Annotated in this window: 16 protein-coding genes and 2 tRNA genes; 13 read left to right on the top strand and 5 right to left on the bottom strand. The window is 32.9% G+C overall.

From position 1 onward, the window contains the following. Both arsB and ACYSNX_RS02085 read left to right on the top strand, forming a co-directional pair. Positions 1-1,038 (top strand): ACR3 family arsenite efflux transporter, encoded by a 1,038-nt coding sequence (gene arsB / locus ACYSNX_RS02090; protein WP_461753035.1) that lies wholly within the window; start codon positions 1-3, stop codon positions 1,036-1,038. A gap of 67 nt (positions 1,039-1,105) precedes the next feature. Then, complete coding sequence (locus ACYSNX_RS02085; protein ID WP_461753034.1) at positions 1,106-2,296, top strand: serine hydrolase domain-containing protein; 1,191 nt, start codon at positions 1,106-1,108, stop codon at positions 2,294-2,296. A 170-nt stretch (positions 2,297-2,466) separates the two neighbouring features. Here ACYSNX_RS02085 and ACYSNX_RS02080 read toward each other — a convergent pair. Together ACYSNX_RS02080 and trxB are read right to left on the bottom strand one after the other, a co-directional pair. Then, positions 2,467-2,541 (bottom strand) — tRNA-Pro (locus tag ACYSNX_RS02080). Positions 2,542-2,836: 295 nt separating this feature from the next. Continuing rightward, positions 2,837-3,778 carry a thioredoxin-disulfide reductase gene (trxB, locus tag ACYSNX_RS02075; protein WP_461753033.1) on the bottom strand — a complete coding sequence of 314 codons (942 nt, stop codon included), beginning with the start codon at positions 3,776-3,778 and terminating at the stop codon, positions 2,837-2,839. 169 nt (positions 3,779-3,947) lie between these two features. On the opposite strand from trxB, the gene ACYSNX_RS02070 reads away from it, so the two are divergent. The 8 genes from ACYSNX_RS02070 to ACYSNX_RS02035 all read left to right on the top strand — a co-directional run bounded on the left by ACYSNX_RS02070 (position 3,948) and on the right by ACYSNX_RS02035 (position 12,281). Further along, a tRNA-Pro gene (locus ACYSNX_RS02070) sits at positions 3,948-4,022 on the top strand. Between the two features lie 471 nt (positions 4,023-4,493). Then, positions 4,494-5,375 carry a hypothetical protein gene (locus ACYSNX_RS02065; RefSeq protein ID WP_461753032.1) on the top strand — a complete coding sequence of 294 codons (882 nt, stop codon included), beginning with the start codon at positions 4,494-4,496 and terminating at the stop codon, positions 5,373-5,375. A 360-nt stretch (positions 5,376-5,735) separates the two neighbouring features. After that, complete coding sequence (locus tag ACYSNX_RS02060; protein WP_461753031.1) at positions 5,736-6,269, top strand: GrpB family protein; 534 nt, start codon at positions 5,736-5,738, stop codon at positions 6,267-6,269. Between the two features lie 226 nt (positions 6,270-6,495). Beyond that, positions 6,496-7,506 carry an LLM class flavin-dependent oxidoreductase gene (locus ACYSNX_RS02055; RefSeq protein ID WP_461753044.1) on the top strand — a complete coding sequence of 337 codons (1,011 nt, stop codon included), beginning with the start codon at positions 6,496-6,498 and terminating at the stop codon, positions 7,504-7,506. A gap of 305 nt (positions 7,507-7,811) precedes the next feature. After that, on the top strand, positions 7,812-8,375 hold the full coding sequence (locus ACYSNX_RS02050) for a helix-turn-helix domain-containing protein (RefSeq protein WP_461753030.1): 564 nt from the start codon (positions 7,812-7,814) through the stop codon (positions 8,373-8,375). Between the two features lie 91 nt (positions 8,376-8,466). After that, a complete protein-coding gene (locus ACYSNX_RS02045; RefSeq protein WP_461753029.1) occupies positions 8,467-10,878 on the top strand; it encodes a heavy metal translocating P-type ATPase in 2,412 nt (803 codons plus the stop codon). Between the two features lie 122 nt (positions 10,879-11,000). Beyond that, positions 11,001-11,951, top strand: coding sequence for a cation diffusion facilitator family transporter (locus ACYSNX_RS02040; protein WP_461753028.1), 951 nt, complete (start codon positions 11,001-11,003; stop codon positions 11,949-11,951). A gap of 111 nt (positions 11,952-12,062) precedes the next feature. Next, entirely contained in the window at positions 12,063-12,281 is a 219-nt protein-coding gene (locus tag ACYSNX_RS02035; protein ID WP_461753027.1) for a heavy-metal-associated domain-containing protein, read from the top strand. Positions 12,282-12,380: 99 nt separating this feature from the next. Here ACYSNX_RS02035 and ACYSNX_RS02030 read toward each other — a convergent pair whose 3' ends face one another. Continuing rightward, positions 12,381-12,761 (bottom strand): lipocalin-like domain-containing protein, encoded by a 381-nt coding sequence (locus tag ACYSNX_RS02030; RefSeq protein ID WP_461753026.1) that lies wholly within the window; start codon positions 12,759-12,761, stop codon positions 12,381-12,383. 985 nt (positions 12,762-13,746) lie between these two features. Here ACYSNX_RS02030 and ACYSNX_RS02025 point away from each other — a divergent pair. The 3 genes from ACYSNX_RS02025 (at position 13,747) to ACYSNX_RS02015 (ending at position 15,869) form a co-directional block, all read left to right on the top strand. Then, complete coding sequence (locus ACYSNX_RS02025; RefSeq protein ID WP_461753025.1) at positions 13,747-13,977, top strand: hypothetical protein; 231 nt, start codon at positions 13,747-13,749, stop codon at positions 13,975-13,977. Positions 13,978-14,232: 255 nt separating this feature from the next. Continuing rightward, entirely contained in the window at positions 14,233-15,075 is an 843-nt protein-coding gene (locus ACYSNX_RS02020; protein ID WP_461753024.1) for a methylated-DNA--[protein]-cysteine S-methyltransferase, read from the top strand. A gap of 185 nt (positions 15,076-15,260) precedes the next feature. Then, on the top strand, positions 15,261-15,869 hold the full coding sequence (locus ACYSNX_RS02015) for an alpha-ketoglutarate-dependent dioxygenase AlkB family protein (protein WP_461753023.1): 609 nt from the start codon (positions 15,261-15,263) through the stop codon (positions 15,867-15,869). Positions 15,870-15,958: 89 nt separating this feature from the next. Here ACYSNX_RS02015 and yfdV read toward each other — a convergent pair whose 3' ends face one another. Both yfdV and ACYSNX_RS02005 read right to left on the bottom strand, forming a co-directional pair. Next, the gene (yfdV, locus tag ACYSNX_RS02010; RefSeq protein WP_461753022.1) at positions 15,959-16,927 is read right to left on the bottom strand and encodes a transporter YfdV; all 969 of its coding nucleotides are present in this window, start codon (positions 16,925-16,927) and stop codon (positions 15,959-15,961) included. A gap of 105 nt (positions 16,928-17,032) precedes the next feature. Continuing rightward, the gene (locus ACYSNX_RS02005) at positions 17,033-18,166 is read right to left on the bottom strand and encodes a cupin domain-containing protein (RefSeq protein WP_461753021.1); all 1,134 of its coding nucleotides are present in this window, start codon (positions 18,164-18,166) and stop codon (positions 17,033-17,035) included. Positions 18,167-18,496 lie beyond the last annotated feature (330 nt).

The raw sequence follows: 18,496 nt of genomic DNA, 5'->3' as shown, positions 1-18,496 counted from the left end.
ATGCAAGTTAGAATGAAATTTTTAGACCGGTACTTAACCCTATGGATTTTCTTAGCTATGGGTATTGGCGTTTTACTAGGTAATATATTTCCAAGTATTTCTATTACTATGGATAAGCTTTCTATTGGAACAACCAATATTCCTTTGGCTGCAGGATTAATTATTATGATGTACCCACCACTAGCTAAAGTGGATTATAATCTATTGCCAATTGCTTTTAAAGATAAAAAAGTACTTAGTTTATCTTTATTTTTAAATTGGATTGTTGGGCCTGTTTTAATGTTCGTCTTGGCAATTATTTTCATGAGGGATCAGCCAGATTATATGGTAGGATTGATTTTAATTGGTTTGGCTAGATGTATTGCTATGGTAATTGTTTGGAATGACTTGGCTAAGGGAAATAGGGAATATGCAGCCCTTCTAATTGCGTTAAATAGCGTGTTTCAGGTGTTGTTTTACAGTTTCTTTGTTTGGCTTTTTATCAACGTATTGCCTTCTTATTTTGGATTTGCACAGTATGCTATTTCTATCAATATGAGTGATGTAGTGCAAAGTGTACTTATTTATTTGGGTATTCCATTTTTGGCTGGTTTTTTAAGTCATAAGTATCTAATAAAAATCAAGGGAGAGGATTGGTTCAAACGTACCTTTATACCTTTTATTTCTCCTTTTACTTTATATGCCTTACTTTTTACTATTGTACTTATGTTTAGCTTAAAAGGAGAACAAATAATTCAATTGCCAATGCAAGTAGTTAAAGTAGCAATTCCGCTTGTTATTTACTTTGTACTTATGTTCTTTGTTAGTTTTTTCGTAAACAAAGCAATGAAGGTGGATTATGATAAAAATGCTGCTATTTCCTTTACTGCAGCAGGTAATAATTTTGAATTAGCCATTGCTGTTGCTATTGCGGTATTTGGTATTCATTCTCCTCAGGCATTTGTTGGGGTAATTGGTCCTTTAGTGGAGGTTCCAGTACTTATTTTACTAGTAAGAGTTAGTCTTTGGTTAAAAACCAAATACTCAATTAAAAAATGAGTTTTAAGTTAATTTAGTTATAACAAGAACTTTTTTTTTATTTTAGTAGCACTAAAATGCTTTTAACATGAATAATAATGTAGTTTTTGTACTTGTCTTTCTGTGCTTTTCAGTAAATAGCTTTGCTGAGAAGTTCGCGATTCCTTTAGAAGCTAAGAAATACTCTAGCTCTATAGCTTGGGAGAATAAGGCAGATACTTTGTCTTTTAAAGCACTTAGTAATAAAGTAGATAATTTAGCTAAAAACACTTTAGAAAAAGGAAATATAAATTCTTTAGCCATTGCTATTTATAGTGATGGCTTTTTTTATCAGCAATATTATGGTGTAGTAGACTTTAATAGTGAGACCCTACCAGATGAGAATAATTTATATGAAATAGCTTCTATTTCCAAAGTATTTTTAGGCTCCTTAACGGCTAAAGCTGTTTTGGAAGGCAAAATTACATTGGCAGATGATATTGCTACTTATTTAGGACCGGATTATACTCATTTAGTTTTTCAAGGTAAACCAGTTACCATTGAGAATTTAGTAACCCATACTATGGGAATGGACAGTAAAGCGCCTAAGAAATTGGCTCAAGTATACCAAGAGGTATCACAAGGTTATTACCAAGATGAAGCCTTTGATTACACTATGGAGGATTTTCTACAAGAGATTAAAGATATAAAGCTGGATAAACTACCAGGTGAAGTTTATGAGTATAATTCGGTAGGACCTGAATTAATGGCTTATATCTTAGAAAAGATATATAATAAACCGTATAGAGAATTGTTAGAAGAATTCCTACGTGAGCTAGATTTAAATCAGACGTTTTTATTAGATGAAAATTATAAAGATAAACCAATAGCAAAGAGCTTTGATTCTAGTGGTAATATCGCTTCCTTATTAAGAAACCCCTTACTTGGAGGTTCTTATGGTATGATTTCTACTTTAGAGGATCTTACTAAATTTATGGTATTTCAATTAGAAGCTAGCCCATTATGGATCAAAGAATCCTCTCGCTTACTTTTTGTGGATCTAGAACAAGGAGATGACAAAGGGTATTTTTGGGATGTAGGATATGGTAAAACAGAAGGAGCTTATTATGGTAAGACCGGAACCTCTAATGGCGTACAAAGTGGCATCTTGATTTGTCCAGACTCTCATTACGGTATGATTATAATTATGAATAATACCAGTGAAATTGCTCAAGACAACTGGGAGGAATTATATAATAGAGTTGAGACAGAGCTTATAAGATATAGTCTAAATTTGTAAAGTATAAGGATTGTTTGAATTGGATTTAAACTAGTAGGTTGTGTGTATTCTAAAGTTATTATTATTCCAACAGGCCAGATTCTTGATTTACAATGGATTATTATGATATATGAAAAAATCCGCAAGTAGATGATACTTACGGATTTAGGCATGTTTTGATGCGGAAAAAGTCGGGGTGGCAGGATTCGAACCTGCGACCTCCTGGTCCCAAACCAGGCGCGATGACCGGGCTACGCTACACCCCGATTGGTCATTCTTTGTTTTATTGTGATGCAAATATAGACCACAAAATAAATTTAAAAAAGAATAATATATACTTTAACACTATGTGTTTTCTTTGTTGCTGAATAACAAAAGTTTATTTATTAAGTGTTAATTAATGATATATGATTTGTGATATTGTTGGGAATTATAATCTATGTGTGCAATTATTTCCAGGAAAACACTTTCTACTACTTATTTAATAGTTTGTATTAAAATTAAAATCCCCCGTTGTAATTTTACAAAGGGGGATTTTATATGGTTTAAATAGATTGTCTATTATTTACTAGCTAAATAACGCTCAGCATCTAATGCAGCTGTACATCCACTACCAGCAGCTGTAATAGCTTGACGGTATTCTGAATCTTGTACATCACCACAAGCAAAAACTCCAGGTAATGATGTTTTACTACTCTTACCAGATGTAATTAAATACCCTGTTTCATCCATTTCTAATTGTCCTTGGAAAATATCTGTATTAGGTTTGTGTCCAATAGCTACGAAGAATCCAGTTGCAGGGATAACAGATTCAATATTAGTTTCTTTGTCTAATACTTTTACTCCTGTTACTACTTGACCGTCTCCTAGAACCTCTACTGTATCTGTGTTCATTAGAATTTCGATATTTGGCGTATTTCTAACACGTTGTTCCATAATAACAGAAGATCTAAATTTATTAGAACGAACAAGCATAGTTACTTTCTTACATAATTGAGATAAGTAATGTGCTTCTTCACATGCGGAATCTCCAGCCCCAACAATTACTACTTCTTGGTTTCTGTAGAAAAATCCATCACAAACCGCACAAGCAGAAACCCCTCCACCTAAATTAAGGTAGTGTTGCTCTGAATCCAATCCTAAATATTTAGCTGTAGCTCCTGTTGAGATAATAACTGTATCAGCGTGGATTTCAATGGTATCATTGATCCATACTTTTTTTACATCTCCACTTAAATCTGTTTTAGTTGCCCATCCATCACGAACATCCGTACCAAATCTTTTAGCTTGTTCTTGGAACTGCATCATCATTTCTGGTCCTGTAATTCCTTGAGGATATCCAGGGAAGTTCTCTACATCGTTTGTTGTAGTTAATTGACCCCCAGGTTGCATCCCTTGGTATAACACCGGTGACATATTAGCTCGTGCAGCATAAATAGCAGCCGTATATCCGGCAGGTCCTGATCCAATAATCAAACACTTTACTCTTTCTATAGTAGACATAATTGTATCTTTATTTGTTATTAGAACAAAAATAGTTTTTTTATACTCTAAATGAAATAAGAACACCATAATTTTATAAATAGCCTTATAAATAAAAAATATTGTTTTTTTTCTTGTATAGAATATTTAATGTTTATATATTTGCACTCGTTAAAACAAAGACCGTACTCGGGGTGTAGCGTAGCCCGGTCATCGCGCCTGGTTTGGGACCAGGAGGTCGCAGGTTCGAATCCTGCCACCCCGACAAAGCCACTGATATTTCGGTGGCTTTTTTTTTTGATGTAAACCCAATAAAATCCTTTTCGTAGATTAAGTAAGTTCTAGCATAAAAATTCATAGCCTATCTAAAATGTTGTGTTAACCAGACTAGGAGAAAAACCGTATTTCTAACTCCCCTATAAATGGTTCTATAGTGCCTGCTTTCTACATTAAAGGATTCTATATAAACATTTATGCTTCTTTTATTAAAGTAATTTAGGAAAGGATTGTAATATACTGTCAAAAAACAAATCTGTTATCGTGAAACAAAGGGGCAGAAGAGTTTTATTATAATCGTATTTCATACTCTTTATCTATTTATCAGAACTTCGAATAATTAAAATTCATATAAAAATATGAAACATAATAGCTATATTCACTTGAATATATTTTAGACTTGATGTAATTTCTTGTCCAAAAACTTATAATTAATTCATTTTTTGACCATAGATATACCATGAATTCAACTAAACTGATTATACTTTTTGTTATACTGACAAGCTTTTTTTCCTGCAGTGATGATTCTCAACAATCTCATTATCGTATATCTTCTATAGAGGATGTTTTGCTGCAAGCAGAGCACAGTACCCTTGATGTAAAAATGAACCAAGATGATTGGGTAATTACAGGTGTTTACTCCCTAAATGGGCAGGCTATAACCGATGGAGGTAAGCCACTTCAACTTACAGGTACAGGTACTCTTACTAGTAATTGGTTTAAAATTACCCGCGATTTGTCTTGTTGTTTACAAGTAGATGTTTTTGAAAATTATGACCAGATGCAGCGTGGAATGATAATCAAGATTGCTAATGGGACGCATAACGAAAAAATAAAAATTACTCAATTAACTTCTGAGGGATATCAATTTAAAGAAATAGAGTATTATTTGAAACAAGAATCTACTTTCTATACAACCCAAAGCTCCGATAAGCTTATTTATAATAATTATTCCCCAGAAGCTAATTCAGTTGTCATATACCCTTATTCGGGTGAAAGGCAGAAATCGTACTTTATAAGTGAACAACAAGGAGCCTTTAATTGGGTAGGTGAAAAGCAAGTTGTAGTAAAGGTACCTGTAGATTCTAGTGAAAACCATTTTTACAAAACAACTCCTGCTAATTACACTAGTCCATTAAGTGAAATAAACTTTAGCCTTGATTGCCCACCACTTAAGCAATTAAAGGTATATGTAGATATTGAATATAGCAAACAGACCTATGACTATATACTAACATTAGTGAATAATCGTACTAAAGAAGAAAAGCAAATAAAGGGGCAGTGGATTATTGAACAGCCAATCTCCTATAAAACAACAGTTGAGGCAGGCCAATTACCTTAAAAGTACATACCATGAGTTATAAAAAAGTAATTCTACAGTACATTTGTTATACTGAACTTGTATATGGTCGTATTGCAAAAAAAAATAGATATAGCACTTTCAAAGGTCAAAATTGAAAAGTTTATAACAACAATTATCAGGGAAACACAGGAGGAGAATTTTCAGAAAAAAGGCAAAAAACATCTATAATACAAAAATATAACGCATTTTTTTACTTTTTTAGTATACTTGTTTTTACAACTGTTTCTCTTGGGGAGCAGCTAATTATACTGGAGGTGTACTATTTCTTTTATTTTGGTAATTTCGAGTTCTACCTAATAAGGATAATGTAATTCTAAAACGATATAAGTAAAGATAAATATGAAGCAAGTAGCTGACTTAGGATTGGAAAAAGGTAAAGTAGAATTATTGGAGCATAGCCAAGGATGGAAACAATATGCTAGAGAAACCATCATTGAATTAAAGGAGATATTTGGTCATTGCGCCTTAGATATTCAACACATTGGCAGCACGGCTATTCCAGGCATTAAGGCCAAACCCATTATCGATATAGTTGTTGGAGTAAAGACTTTAAGTGATGTTGCAGGCTTTAGGGAAAAATTAGAAGAAAAAAACTACATATATCGACCATTAAGTGATAGGGACGAGTTTTTTATAAAGGACAGTGTACCTCAAAAAATAAGAACACACCATATCCACATTATAGCATATAAAAGTCAGTTGTGGAACAATTATATTAATTTCAGAGATTATTTAAATGCAAACCCTGAGCAAGCAAAACTCTATCAAAGATTAAAGGAAGCCTTGCAAACTACTCATGCAAACAATAGAGTAGAATATACCAAGGCTAAGGAAAAATTTATTCTGGATATTTTTAAAAAAATAAAGAAATAATCTACCATAGAAATGGGCGGTCTTTGAGTTTTAGTTAGTCTGTTAAAAGACATCTATTATAGTACTAAAGGTTTTGTAACTTTGTTTTTATACAATAATAGGAGTTTTTAAATTGTTTAATAGTGTAGGTGGATTCCTATGCTGTACTTTTTATATGCTTCTTACTTGGATTTTTATTGTCGAATTTTGTTAGTCCTTTGAGCTAACTAATATAAAAAACAACCATATAATGAAAAAAAAAGTAGCCCATTCCATTTTAGAACTAGCTATTGTCTCACAAGACAGTACTTTTAAACAAACCTTAGATAATTCTTTGGCTTTGGCAAAAGTTGCCGAACAAACAAATTATAAAAGGTATTGGTTTGCAGAACACCATAACTCTGATTCTGTTGGGAGTAGTGCTACTTCTATTCTTATAGGTTTTGTAGCTGATAATACAAGTAGTATTCGCCTTGGTTCAGGAGGTATAATGCTTCCTAATCACTCTCCCTTAATAATTGCCGAGCAGTTTGGTACCTTAGCCCAACTTTACCCTGATAGAATTGATTTAGGTTTGGGTAGAGCTCCTGGAACAGATCAACTAACTGCACAAGCAATTCGATCTGACTTTATGCAAGCAGCTCATAATTTTAAAGGGGAGGTAAATGCTATTGAAAGATATTTTTCCAAAGAAAACAGTACAGCTAAAGTACGCGTACCTATAGCTGAAGGAGTGAATGTTCCTATTTATATATTGGGTTCTAGTACCGACAGCGCTCATTTAGCCTCTGAAAAGGGATTGCCTTATGCTTTTGCTAGTCACTTCGCAACTAATCATTTATTAAATGCTTTAGAAATTTATCGCAATAAGTTTCAGGCCTCTGAGCATTTAGAGTCTCCTTATGTTATTGCAGGGATAAATGCTATTGTTGCTGATACTGACGAGCAAGCTCAGCGTTTGTTTACCTCTTTAATTAGAATGTTCTATGGCTTAGTAACAGGAGGAAGTACAAGATTATTTCCCCCAGTGGAATATACCCAGGATTTGCAGGGTATTTTTATGCACCCGCAAATTCATCAGATGCTAAAATATTCTTTTGTTGGTAGTAAACAGACCGTTAAAAAACAAGTTAAGGAGTTCTTAGAATTAACTCAAGTGGATGAATTAATTGTTGTATCCAGCATGTATGATATAGAGGATCGTTTAAAATCAGCGCGTTTATTCGCCCAGGTGATGCAAGAAATAAATCAAGAATAATAATATAAATAAAATGAAAAGGGGTTGTCTCACAATTGAAGACAGCCCCTTTTTTACTTAATAAATATCGTGCTTTACTTAGTATAATTTAATTATTTAATCTGAAATATAAATTATACCTAATAATTTACTCCTGAATGACAGCTAGGTAACCTTTATGAGATAGTCTCTTTTTTTGTGTTTTACCTAATGTAAGTTTATTTATGTAATGTTTTGTAAAATACTAGTTGTATTTAAATAAATGCATGAATAATTTTAATTGTAAATTTGTTAAAAGCATATCGTTTGTAAAATTTAAATAAAAAATGAGTATATTATATATTAAAAATATGGTCTGTAACCGTTGTATAATGGTGGTAGAGGATCAAATGAAAATTCTAGGTATAGACATAAAAGATATTAAACTAGGAGAAGTAAGTATTATAGGTCAATTAAGCCCTGAGAAGAAGGCCGCTCTACAAAGCCGCTTAGAATCTTTAGGATTTGAGCTACTTGATGATAAAAAGAGCAGAGCTATTGAACAAATTAAAACCATTATAATTGATTTGGTACATCATCAAAATAGTGAGATCAAGACTAATTTATCTGAAGTTCTAAGTAAAGAGCTAAATCATGATTATAATTACTTATCTAATTTATTTTCCGAAGTGGAAGGCACCACTATTGAGAAGTATTTCATTGCTCAGAAAATTGAGAGAGTAAAGGAGTTACTAGTTTATGATGAATTGACCCTTAGTGAAATAGCTATTTCTTTAAATTATTCTTCTGTAGCTTACTTAAGTAATCAGTTTAAAAAGGTGACAGGATTAACACCTAGTAAATTTAAGCAAATTAAGCAGGACAAACGAAGACCTTTAGATCAGGTATAAGTAAAAGTTACAAAACCTATCCATAGTTTTATAACAAGGTTACACTAAATATTGTTCAATTTTGTATTATAGAATTTAAACGACCCATAATATGGCAACAAATAAAGAATTAATCTATATTCCTTTAGAGGATGTAGATAGTCAGCACTGTGCGATGATCGTTGAAAAAGGACTAGCACAGGTTAAGGGTGTTGATACCCCAAAAGTAGAACTCAATAACAATAGAGCAGTTATAACTGTAGAGGACAATGGTATTGTACAACAAGCTGTACATGCTATTAAGGATCTTGGTTACGGAGTTGCTTCGGTAAAACAAACTTTTCCACTTCTTGGAATGAGTTGCGCTTCTTGTGCAGGTAGTGCAGAGAGTATCGTAAAGTTAATTCCGGGGGTGGTAGATGCTTCAGTAAACTATGGAACAGGTAATTTAACTTTGGAATATCTTCCAAATATGTTAACTACACAGCAGATTAAAAATACTCTTATAGAAGGTGGGTATGATATATTGATAGAGGAAGAAAGTAAGCAACAAGAAACTTTAGAAACCATCCAAGAAGAAAAATTCCAAAAACTTAAAAATAAAACTATTTGGGCAGTTGTTTTGTCTTTACCAGTGGTAATAATAGGAATGTTCTATATGAACATGCCATATGGTAATGAAATTATGTGGGCTTTTTCTACTCCAGTTGTATTATGGTTTGGAAGAGATTTTTTCATCAATGCCTTTAAGCAAGCTAAGCATCGCTCAGCTAATATGGATACTTTAGTAGCCTTAAGTACGGGTATAGCCTATGTATTTAGTGTTTTTAATATGCTTTTTGCTAACTTTTGGATTAAAAGAGGTTTAGAACCTCACGTGTATTTTGAAGCTGCCGCTGTTATTATCGCCTTTATTTTATTAGGTAAACTATTAGAGGAAAAAGCTAAAGGAAATACCTCTACTGCTATTAAAAAACTAATGGGGCTTCAACCTAAAACTGTTACTATAGTAGAAAAGGATGGTACACAGACACAAAGAGACATAGACCAGGTTGATGTAGGAGATGTTATCCTTGTAAAACCAGGAGAGAAAATTGCCGTAGATGGAGTAGTAGTCTCTGGTAATTCCTACGTAGATGAGAGTATGTTAAGTGGGGAGCCTATTGCTGTTTTAAAAATCGAAGGCGAAAATGTGTTTGCAGGTACTATTAACCAAAAGGGAAGCTTTCAATTCAAAGCGGTTAAGGTAGGAAAAGAAACCATGCTTGCTCATATCATTAAAATGGTACAAGATGCCCAAGGTAGTAAAGCTCCAGTACAAAAATTAGTAGATAAAATAGCTAGTATTTTTGTACCTGTTGTTATGGGGATTGCTGTTTTAACTTTTATATTATGGATTATATTGGGCGGGCAAAGTGGTCTAGTTCATGGATTATTAGCCGCAGTAACGGTTTTAGTAATTGCTTGTCCTTGTGCCCTAGGTTTGGCCACTCCAACTGCTATTATGGTAGGTGTTGGTAAAGGGGCTGAAAATGGTATTTTAATAAAAGATGCGGAGAGTTTAGAGTTAGCTCAAAAAATCAATGCAGTTATTTTAGATAAAACAGGAACTATTACACAAGGTAAGCCTGAGGTTAGTCAGATGCAATGGTTAGACAATGATCAGCAACCCCAGAATATCTTATACAGCATAGAAAAACAAAGCGAACATCCACTTGCTTTAGCGGTAATTAAACATCTTGATACAGCCCAAGATATAGAACTTGACAGTTTTGAGAGTATCACTGGAAAAGGAGCAAAGGCTGATTATAAAGGGGAAACTTTTTATGTAGGTAATCAAAAGTTATTAGAACAGAATTCTATTTCTATTGATGCTTCTTTAAAAGAGCAAGGAGAAAAATGGACAGGGCAATCCATGACAGTTATTTGGTTTGCAGATAGTAAAAAGGCATTAGCTGTTGTGGCAATTGCCGATCAAATCAAAGCAACATCTGCTGAGGCAATACAAGAACTACAGGCAATGGGGATTGATTTATATATGCTTACTGGAGATAATGAGGCAACAGCTAAAGCCATTGCCGAGCAAACAGGTATTAAGCATTATAAAGCTGAGGTAATGCCTCAAGATAAAGCAGACTTTGTCAAAGAATTACAAAGCCAAGGTAAGATTGTAGCAATGGTAGGAGATGGTATTAATGATAGTACTGCTTTGGCTACAGCAGATGTAAGTATAGCTATGGGTAAAGGAAGCGATATTGCTATGGACGTAGCAAAAATGACTATTATTTCTTCTGATTTAACTAAAATACCACAAGCTATACGCCTTTCTAAACAGACCGTAGCTACTATTAAACAAAACTTATTCTGGGCATTTATTTATAACTTAATTGGTATTCCAATTGCTGCAGGTATACTTTACCCTATCAATGGCTTTTTGCTAAATCCTATGATTGCTGGTGCAGCAATGGCTTTAAGTAGCGTAAGTGTAGTAAGTAATAGTTTGCGCTTAAAATGGAAAAAATAGAACTGGATTTAAAAACTTTTTTTCAGCGTCAATAATAATAAAATTAAAAATTAAAAATACATTAAGGCAGTTAAAAGCCAAGAGCATAGCCTTGGTTTTTAATTTTGCCCAAACAAAGTAATATGGGACACGATCACAGGCATGCCACTGGTAGCGATGCCAATAAAAAAACTTTAATTATTAGCCTTGTTATTATTACTATTTATATGATCGTTGAGGTCATAGGAGGACTACTTACCAATAGTTTGGCTTTACTAGCCGATGCAGGACATATGGTAAGTGATGCGGCTTCTTTACTGATTGCCTTAGTTGCTTTCTCATTAAGTGGTAAAGTAGCCGATTATGGAAAAACCTATGGTTATAAAAGATTTGAAATATTGGCAGCCGTCTTCAATGGTGCCACTTTGATAGTAATTTCTGCTTATATTATTTACCAAGCTTTTTGGCGATTTACTCATCCAACACTTATTGCATCTAAAGGAATGCTTATTATTGCTTTTATTGGATTGTTAGTCAATGTTTTAGTTGCATGGATTATGTTTAAAGGAGCTGATGTAAAGGACAATCTAAATATGCGTAGTGCTTATTTACATGTCATTAGCGATATGCTTGGTTCTGCAGGAGCCATTATTGCAGCTTTACTTATTATGTTTTTCGGATGGCAATGGGCAGACCCTGTAGCTAGTATTTTGGTATCGGTTCTTGTTTTAAGGAGTGGATATTTAGTGACTAAGTCTTCGGTTCATATACTAATGGAAGGGACTCCAGAGAATGTGGAACTGGAAAAAGTAACGCAAATAATTTTACAAACTCCAGGAGTTAAGCAAGTACATGATTTGCATGTTTGGACTATTACAAGTGGATTAAATGCCTTAACTTGTCATATAGCAGTAGATAAAGAAATGACCATTGTACAGAGTGAAAAATTACTTGAAAAGATAGAACATGATTTACAGCACTATCATATAGATCACGTTACTATACAAGTAAGCACCCAAGGAAAGCAAGAAGGACATTCTATTTTATGTAGCGCAAAGGCTATCCCCTTAAAAACAGGGCATGTATGTCATTAATCTAGTTCTAAAAACTGTAAAAGTCATTAAATAAACAGGAAATAGTGTAAAACTATTTAGAAATAAAAAGATGAAATTTGTATTAATATAAAACACGAAAAAACAAACACTATGGGAAATATAGAATTTAAATTTAAAACAAACCTTAATTGTGGAGGATGTACCTCTAAAGTACAAGCAGATTTTGATGCAAATACAGGAATTAGCTCTTGGGAGGTAGATACTGCTAATCCAGGTAAAATTTTAACGGTTGTTTCTAATGGGATTTCACAGCAAGAAGTGATGGATATCGTTAAGAAAAAAGGTTTTACTATCGAACCTTTAGCATAAGAGCTAAATCTATTTATAAAAAGCCTATTGCATTTTTGCAATAGGCTTTTTATAAATATAACAGATGTAATTACTTTTTCCTTGCGCTTTGAAGCGGTGTTATTTTTGATGTCTTAAGGTGCTTTGATTGTTTTTTAGAATAATTTCTTGACCTTTAAGATTTACAATCTGCCAAACAATGGTATCTGTGCTAGATACTCTATTGCCAATACTCTCTTGTACTAAAAATAAAGAGTCCTTATTTTGCCACCATTTCTTGTACTGTAAAGTAGCCATATTAATAGACTCTGCTGTACCATCTTTAAACAATCTAACACCTTGGTTTTGATTTTGATCAATTGGATTAGGTTCTACCCAATCTCCTACTAAGGGTTGACTTTGTTTTACATTTTCCTGTTTGTCTTGGGCTGTATTTTGGTTGTTTTGTTTACAAGAAATAAAACATATAAAAACTAAAAGGAGAAATAGATGTTTTTTCATTTTCATTGTGTTTTATTGGAGAGTTTTACTAGAGTTAAAAATACAAAATATTTTGTTTTCATTTCTACTATAAGTTTTTCTTAATCAGAAAGTTTTTAAAAAAAAGTTTAATACCCCCTAATGAAAAGTAGAGCTTTAGCTATTTTTATTACTATTTAGATAAAAAACTTAATTTTAGAATCTTATTAACTAATAGGCAAAATCAGATAAAACCTTTTTTGAACTTCATAAAAGTAAGAATTACACCAAGATCTTTTAAAAAAAACTATTAGCCTTATCTTATAAGACCTAGAAGCGGATGTTTTTATTAAAATAAAGTGACTGGGATATAAGGGTAATAAGATGCCTAAATGTAAAAGCGCACGGTCGTTTGCTCTAGTACAATTTTACTTTCTTTGTAGTAAATGTGATTCTTGTTTTATCCTAGATAGTCATAAAGTCAATATAAATGAGAAGCGTATTTCTTCTGGGTAAAGCTCACTTGTTAGGAAGTTTAGTTGAACGGTTATTAGAGTAAATATTTTTCCTGTAGTTATTCTTCTTATGGTTTATTTATTTGGCTCTACGTCGAGCATTAGGTTAGTATTTTAGAAAAATTAACAACCCAGAGTTATTTGGAGTATTTTAAAGAGTATTATACCACTATTGTAAATCACTTAGATCAATAATAAAGCTGTTCTTATAGTTAAAGGCAGCTTTGTAATCTAGTAAATATTTAAAAAACCTGCTTATAACCAAGAGAAGTAATGAATTTAGATAAAAACCTTATACACATTAAAAAAGAATAAAATAAGTAAAAGCTCCATTTATTAGGCTTTTACTTGTTTTTCATAGCCTATTTTTTATGGTTGATTATAAGTAAATAAAGATATAATATCAAGAAAAAACACTATCTTTAGTTAGAAACACTGCGTTAAGTTAAAGTGATAGTATTATAAAATTAAGGGTATTTAGTTTTGTTTTTATTTTTAATCAGGATGAGCATATGAAGTACATTGTTGGAGTAGCAGTTATTTTAATCGTTTTAATGGGAACTGTTTTAGGGATTGTTTCCCTATGGGATATGTTTTTGGTTTCTTGGGATTTAGCATGGAAAGCGGGTTTTTGTATTGTTATTTTTATAGCTTTTATAGCTTTCTGCGTTTTTGTGGCTAAGGTTTTCTTTAAAAAAGGTGGCTTAGAGGGGAATTTACCCCAGGAAAATAAAGGAGATTGACTTTTTTTGCCTCTTACACAACGGCTAGATAAACTGAGATTTTACAATTAAGGGTATCTCATGCGAAGTATTTTGTAACGAAATTATCTGTTTGGCTAATTATTAAGACCTTGTGGTGTACTTATGTATTACAATATAGAGGTTAGATAATAAAATTATTTTTTTGAATATCACCTTTTTTATGCAATAAATGATCTATTTCGGATTTTACAACTGATCCTTTTTGCAGACCTTTGTAGTATAAAGCTAACTATTATGAAACCTCAGGATGCTATAGATTATCAAAGGATTGCAAAGGCAATTGACTATATCATAGAAAATTTCCAATCACAGCCCTCTACCGAGCAGATTGCTCAAAGCATACATCTTAGTGCTTCCCATTTTAAGCGCATCTTTACTAAGTGGGCTGGAACCACTCCTAAAAGGTTCTTGCAATATATAAGCATACAGTATGCCAAAAATGTATTAAAACAAAAACAAGCTACCTTACTTACTACAAGTATACAAACTGGCTTTTCTAGTACAAGTCGTTTACATGATTTGTTTATTAGTATAGAGGGAATGACTCCATTGGAATACAAAAATGGAGGAAGCAACCTGTGTATTAATTATAGTTTTTCTTCTAGTTTATTCGGCAATCTACTTATAGCCTCCACAGAAAAAGGAATTTGTTACATGGCTTTTGTACAAGATGAAATAAATGCTTTACAGGACTTAAAATCAGAATTCCCTAATGCTGTATTACACCACAAAACAGACGAATTACAAAACAATGCTTTAGGTATTTTTCATAAAGATTGGAGGGAATTACCTCAAATTAAATTGCATTTAAAAGCAACAGAGTTTCAGTTAAAAGTATGGGAGAGTCTACTTACAATTCCGTTAGGATCTTTGTGTACCTATGGTAGTATTGCCCAAAAGATTGGCAATGCAAAGGCTTGTAGAGCTGTTGGAACTGCAGTAGGGAGTAACCCCGTAGCATTTTTAATACCCTGTCATAGAGTGATTCAATCCTCTGGTAACTTTGGAGGCTATAAATGGGAACCCAATCGCAAGACGGCTTTAATTGGGTGGGAAGCTGCCCAAGTAAATGAATAAGTTTAAAAGTAAGCCATTAGTTGTAAATTTTAAAATATATCCTGGGGTGCTTATTAGTAAAAGTACAATAGAAAAAGGATTACTTTGTAAAGTTTTTGCACAATTAAATGGTTTTGGAGCTTAGCTATGAATTCTTTTTATTGGAATGAATTTTGTGTGGAATTATTATATAATACTAGATTAAAATGAAATTATTTGACTTTGAAAGTGATCCAGCAAAAAATTGGCTACCCTACCAAGGAGAGGTTTATTACTATGGTAAGATATTTGACCAAGAAACAGCAGACTATTTTTTAAACAAGCTTTTACAGGGAATTGAGTGGGAGCACGATCAGGCAATTATTTTCGGTAAGAAAAACATTACTAAGCGAAAGGTTGCATGGTATGGTGATCAAAGTTTTAAATATACTTACTCCAATACCACTAAATGTGCCTTAGCTTGGACTAATGAATTATTGACATTAAAAAAGATAGTAGAACAGCAAAGTCAACAAACATTTAATTCTTGTTTGCTTAATTTATACCACAATGGTCAAGAGGCAATGGCCTGGCATAGTGACGGGGAAAAGGATTTAAAGAAAGATGGTGCTATTGCTTCTGTAAGTTTTGGAGCTGAGCGAAAATTTGCTTTTAAGCACAAACAAACCAAAGAGAAAATAGATCTTTTCTTAGAGCATGGAAGCCTTTTAATTATGAAAGGAACTACCCAAAGCAATTGGTTACACCGTCTGCCTCCAACTACAAAAATAGATAGCTTAAGGGTAAACCTAACCTTTAGAACAATTGAGTTTTAACAAGTAAATATAAAGAGATTGGCAATAAAAAAACCTCGCTCAATAAAATTAAGCGAGGTACTAGAGTATTTTTTGTTTAAATTAAATGTTTAAGCACTTAATGTTTTTGCAAGATAAACCCATAGTGGTGCTGCTATAATAAATCCAATCACACTTACTGTTAAACTTGAGGTAGCCTCACGAGTATAAATATTATATTTTCCAGAAATAATTACACCCGAGAATGCTGGAGGTAAGGCAACTCCTAGAACAAGCATTTGTAATACAGTTCCACTTAAGCCAAAAGCCAAACCTGCAACTAGAAAAGCTCCTGGCATTACAATTAATTTGAAAAAGGTATTATATGCAATCTCCCAATCTAATTCAAATTTGTAAGCAGCTAAGGTAAGACCAGAAGCAAATACAGCTACGCTTGAATTGGCCTGTGCTAGTAATTCAAAGGTTGGGTCAACTTGAGCAGGTACTTTGATTCCAACAAGAACAAAAATAACTGCAAGAATTGGGGCCCACACAACTGGTTGTTTTAATGAACTAATAATTGCACTTAGGTTAGAAGGGCTCTTACCATCCTTATCTGTATTTAAGCCAGCAGCATTTAACAGATATAGTCCAATAGGAAGGGTTACTGCATTTACCACTATTGCAATAATGGCAATAACTAACCCTGTTTCTATTCCTGTTCCGTACAATGGATCTAAAATTGCATAACCTAAAAAGCCAATAGTGGGTGATCCCGCTACTAAAGCACATACAGCCCCCTCTGCTTTTGTACGCTTGAAGAATTTCTGTATAGTATAGTAAGAAAGCATAAACAATACTACTAGTCCTATAACAGTAATTATACTCAAAGTTGCATTTTCAAATAACATCTGTCTATCTGCTCTAACAATAGAAACAAATAAAGCCGCTGGTAGAGCATAATCCAATACTAGCTTATTAAAAACTTGAGATTGACCTTGCGCAAACACATTCTTTTTAGCACTGACATATCCAATGAGTAAAATAGCCAAGATGGGTATTAAGTCATTGAATATCATTTTAGACATAAACTCTTCCATATATCTATATATATAATGTTAAACATTTATAAGATAAGTGAACCAGCAGTAGCTTAAAGGTTAGTGCTAGGTCATTTATCTAATTTTTAATCAGCAAAAATTAGATTAACCTTTGACAATTGTTTGGTATTTTTGACGTAAAGAGTCCACAAATGGTTCATCTATATCAAGGGTGCCACTTACAATTTCTTTTGGCGTAAGAGCTAGCCAGTTATTAAGAGAAACATCTTTATATTTACCTGTATGGAAAACGTTTAATACTTTTACAGGTTCGTCTCCTAGGTTTTCAATATAGTGGGATAATGTTCTTGGCACATATCCAACATCTCCAGCTTCATAATCAAATGTTCTAGCGTTATTTACTGCATCAAATACCGTCATACGAGCTTTTCCTTTGATGTAGAATTGTAATTCATCTGCATCTGGGTGCCAGTGAATTTCTCTCATTCCACCTGGTTCTAAGTCAATGATTAATGCTGCAAGATCTGTAGCCGGAAAGTTTACATTATCCACTACTTGTGTTGCACCACCTTCAAATTTGTTCTTAGCCTCTTTAGAAGCTCTAAATACATATTTGCTAGTGAAATTAACTGCTCCTAATTCCTTACGAGCATCTTCCAAAGGTCCTGGAACAGGAAGACGGAAAATATATTTTTGACCTGCAGGGATACCATCAAATGCAGACTCAGGCACTCCAAAGTTTTTAGCTAAAACTTCTTTAGGAGTATGAGCAAAAAGTTCTGTTACTAATAATGTTTGGTTTTCAGAGAAGTTACCATCACTAAATACTAAAACGAACTCTGTTCCTTCTCCTTCTAATCCTTGAATAGCATGTGGGAATCCTGGAGGTGCATACCAGATGTCTCCTTCTTCTAAATCTTCAATTAGTACATTACGTTGATCGTCTACTAAATAGAATCTTACTTTTCCTTTTAATACATATGCCCATTCTCCTTCTTTATGCCAGTGAAGTTCACGAATAACTCCTTCTGGAAGGCGCATATTTACAATAGCTAACTCTTTTAAGCTTCCCATTTCTCTTTGGGTTACTTCACGAGCCCATCCACCATCTTCTAAACGGTTATGAGCCATTGCAAATGGATACTTTAAGTTTGGAATTCCACCACTGTCTGTTTCAGGAGGTAAAAAAATATCTGGGTTTTTATCTTCAACAGCAAGATTACGTGGTCCGATAATATCTGCACCCTTTGTTCCGCGAATAGGTTGTTTGTTTTTCATAATTAAAATATAAATTTTATGATTTTCGAATCGTTAATGAAATACTAAAATAAGTAAAAATGAAATAGATTCAAAATATTTTGATGATTAATTATTATTAATGTGAAAAAATAAAAATATAGTTTATTTATTAGCTTAATTGTATATTTTCCTTATATATTTTAGTAGTTTCAACTATAAAATTGTCTTAATAAAACATTGAATTTTTTTTTTATTGACGTATTCTATAAAACTATTTAGCTCTAATTGTACATATATAGTGTTTGCTTAAATATTGAAAACTTGATAGTTAGAGTTTTTATTTTCCTAACTCTATTTAACTAAGACGTA

The organism is Myroides sp. LJL115 (genome assembly GCF_054871665.1).
This window is presented reverse-complemented; position numbering and strand designations above follow the sequence as displayed.

Excerpts from the sequence above, each read along its gene's own strand:
- ACYSNX_RS02020 (WP_461753024.1), top strand. The coding sequence starts at position 14,233 with ATGAAACCTCAGGATGCTATAGATTATCAAAGGATTGCAAAGGCAATT.
- ACYSNX_RS02085 (WP_461753034.1), top strand. The coding sequence starts at position 1,106 with ATGAATAATAATGTAGTTTTTGTACTTGTCTTTCTGTGCTTTTCAGTA.
- ACYSNX_RS02040 (WP_461753028.1), top strand. The coding sequence starts at position 11,001 with ATGGGACACGATCACAGGCATGCCACTGGTAGCGATGCCAATAAAAAA.
- ACYSNX_RS02015 (WP_461753023.1), top strand. The coding sequence starts at position 15,261 with ATGAAATTATTTGACTTTGAAAGTGATCCAGCAAAAAATTGGCTACCC.
- ACYSNX_RS02035 (WP_461753027.1), top strand. The coding sequence starts at position 12,063 with ATGGGAAATATAGAATTTAAATTTAAAACAAACCTTAATTGTGGAGGA.
- trxB (WP_461753033.1), bottom strand. The coding sequence starts at position 3,778 with ATGTCTACTATAGAAAGAGTAAAGTGTTTGATTATTGGATCAGGACCT.
- ACYSNX_RS02025 (WP_461753025.1), top strand. The coding sequence starts at position 13,747 with ATGAAGTACATTGTTGGAGTAGCAGTTATTTTAATCGTTTTAATGGGA.
- yfdV (WP_461753022.1), bottom strand. The coding sequence starts at position 16,927 with ATGGAAGAGTTTATGTCTAAAATGATATTCAATGACTTAATACCCATC.
- ACYSNX_RS02065 (WP_461753032.1), top strand. The coding sequence starts at position 4,494 with ATGAATTCAACTAAACTGATTATACTTTTTGTTATACTGACAAGCTTT.
- ACYSNX_RS02030 (WP_461753026.1), bottom strand. The coding sequence starts at position 12,761 with ATGAAAAAACATCTATTTCTCCTTTTAGTTTTTATATGTTTTATTTCT.
- ACYSNX_RS02060 (WP_461753031.1), top strand. The coding sequence starts at position 5,736 with ATGAAGCAAGTAGCTGACTTAGGATTGGAAAAAGGTAAAGTAGAATTA.
- ACYSNX_RS02005 (WP_461753021.1), bottom strand. The coding sequence starts at position 18,166 with ATGAAAAACAAACAACCTATTCGCGGAACAAAGGGTGCAGATATTATC.
- ACYSNX_RS02050 (WP_461753030.1), top strand. The coding sequence starts at position 7,812 with ATGAGTATATTATATATTAAAAATATGGTCTGTAACCGTTGTATAATG.
- arsB (WP_461753035.1), top strand. The coding sequence starts at position 1 with ATGCAAGTTAGAATGAAATTTTTAGACCGGTACTTAACCCTATGGATT.
- ACYSNX_RS02045 (WP_461753029.1), top strand. The coding sequence starts at position 8,467 with ATGGCAACAAATAAAGAATTAATCTATATTCCTTTAGAGGATGTAGAT.